General features: G+C 57.6%; 2 protein-coding genes and 1 pseudogene. All 3 read left to right on the top strand.

Features of this window, described 5'->3' with window-relative positions:
- Positions 1–284, top strand: a pseudogene (locus B3Z49_RS00385) (ABC transporter ATP-binding protein); the annotation flags it as partial.
- 57 nt (positions 285–341) lie between these two features.
- Entirely contained in the window at positions 342–1,754 is a 1,413-nt protein-coding gene (gene radA, locus B3Z49_RS00380) for a DNA repair protein RadA (protein ID WP_063088371.1), read from the top strand.
- A gap of 57 nt (positions 1,755–1,811) precedes the next feature.
- A partial coding sequence (locus B3Z49_RS00375; protein WP_296987268.1) for a CvpA family protein occupies positions 1,812–2,435 on the top strand: 624 nt, incomplete at its 3' end.

Below are 2,435 nucleotides of genomic sequence, written 5' to 3'. Positions count from 1 at the left end.
TGTTCTTTGACGAACCGACCACCGGCATTGACCCGATCATGGGTGACGTCATCAATGACCTGATCGTCAAATGCACCCGTGAACTTGGTGCCAGTGCGATGACCATCACGCATGATATGGCCAGTGCGCGCAAGATCGCAGATCGCGTCGCCATGCTGTATCAGGGCAAGATTATCTGGGATGGTCCGGTTGCCGATATTGACGATGCCGATAACCCCTATTTGCAACAATTCGTTGCCGGTGATATCGAAGGTCCGCTTGAACTTGATCTCAAGCATCTCTGAGCGTTACCTGACCGACACACGCCCTTACTGACACTTCTTTGATCTGCGGAGCATTCTGTGGCCAAAACCCAAAGCCGTTTCATCTGCCAGAACTGCGGTGCCGAATACCGCAAATGGACCGGGCGTTGCGACGCATGCGGTGAATGGAACAGTATCGAGGAAGAACGCGTTGAAAGCGGCCCCAAGGCCACCGGCGGCATCGCCGGGGGCGCCAAGGGCAAAACCATCGAATTCGTCGCCCTTGAAGGCGAAAGCGCCAGCCCGAAACGCATCATAAGCGGCATCACCGAACTGGATCGTGCGTGTGGTGGCGGGCTTGTACCGGGGTCGGCCCTGTTGGTCGGTGGAGATCCGGGGATTGGTAAATCAACCATCCTGTTACAGGCCGTCGGGGCGATGGCCGCCAAACATAAGTGCGCCTATATCTCGGGCGAGGAAGCCGTTGATCAGGTCCGCATGCGCGCCGCCCGCCTTGGCCTTGAAAAATCCAAGGTCGATTTTGCCGCCGCCACCAGCCTGCGCGACATCATTACCACCCTTGAAGCCAGCAGCCACGATGTGGTGGTGATTGACTCGATCCAAACCATGTATGCCGACACGCTTGATAGTGCACCGGGCACGGTGTCGCAGGTCCGCGCCTGCGCGCTGGAACTGATCCGCCTCGCCAAGCGCAAGGGCTTTGCTGTGCTTTTGGTCGGTCACGTTACCAAGGAAGGCCAGATTGCCGGTCCACGTGTGCTGGAACACATGGTCGATACGGTTTTGTATTTCGAAGGCGAACGCGGCCATCAGTTCCGCATCCTCCGTGCAGTCAAAAATCGTTTCGGCGCGACCGATGAAATCGGCGTGTTTGAAATGGGTGATGCGGGCCTGGTCGAGGTCCCCAACCCGTCCGCGCTGTTTCTGGCAGATCGTGATTCCCCGGTCAGCGGCACGGCGGTCTTTGCCGGACTTGAAGGCACACGTCCGATGCTGGTCGAAATTCAGGCCCTTGTTGCGCAATCGGCTCTTGCCACCCCGCGTCGTGCGGTTGTTGGCTGGGACTCTGCGCGCATGAACATGATTTTGGCCGTCCTGGATGCCCGGTGTGGCCTGCCGCTTAGTCAGTTTGATGTTTACCTTAACGTCGCCGGTGGTTTGCGGGTGGGCGAACCCGCCGCCGACATGGCGGTTGCGGCGGCACTGATTTCAGCGGTTGCCGATGCGCCGGTTCCGGGCGAGACGGTGATTGTTGGGGAAATCGGTCTTTCAGGGGAAGTTCGTCCGGTAGGCCAGCTCGAATCGCGACTGAAGGAAGCGACCAAACTTGGCTTTGGCAATGCCTATACCCCCAAGAATGGTACCCAGGGCAAGAAGAAGATGTCGATCAAGGGACTCAATCAGACGGAAATCGGCCATCTTCAGGATTTGGTAAACCTCTTCGGCGACGATGTCCGCGACAAGGTGCGTCCGCGCGAAGGCATGTATTAAGCGCCTTTACCGCGACCTCGCCCGCCACCCGGACTGACGAACAAGGTTTACGCATAAATGGATTTCTCCGCCCTTCCCGATCTTGGCGCACGTGATGTGTTTGATCTGATTGTTGTCGGCATTTTGCTGATATCGGGGATCTTTGCCTTTTTCCGCGGTTTTATCCACGAAACCCTGTCGATGATGGGCTGGGTCGGGGCCGGGCTTGTCGCACTTTATGGCTATCCGGTTGCACGCCCCTATGTGCGCGAACTGATCCCGTCCGAACTGATTGCCGATCTGGCAACCGGGGTTGGCCTGTTTCTGATTTCATTTTTGATTTTCTCGTTCATCAGTGGCCGGATCGGCCGGGCGGTGCAGAATTCCGGTCTCGACAGCCTTGATAGCACGCTTGGCTTTGTTTTCGGGCTTCTGCGCGGAGCGTTGATCGTTTGTATCGGCTTTCTTTCCCTGTCCTGGTTACTGCCGGCAGATTCGCAACCCGACTGGGTCCGCGATGCCCGCACCCGCCCGGTTCTGGAAGAAGGCGCGTTCCTTATTATGCGCATGGCACCTGACGAAATTTTCGATACCACCGCCCAAGAGCTTGAACGCGCTCAGCGTGAGGCCGATGCGAACGAAAAAACCTATCGCCAACTTCTTGGTCTGGAGCCAAAAGGGACTGGACCCGCGCCCCTAAAC

The organism is Thalassospira sp. UBA1131, assembly GCF_002311515.1.
In the GTDB taxonomy this organism is placed as follows: Bacteria; Pseudomonadota; Alphaproteobacteria; order Rhodospirillales; family Thalassospiraceae; genus Thalassospira.
Note: the sequence above shows the minus strand (reverse complement) of the source record. Positions and strands in the feature narration are given on the sequence as shown.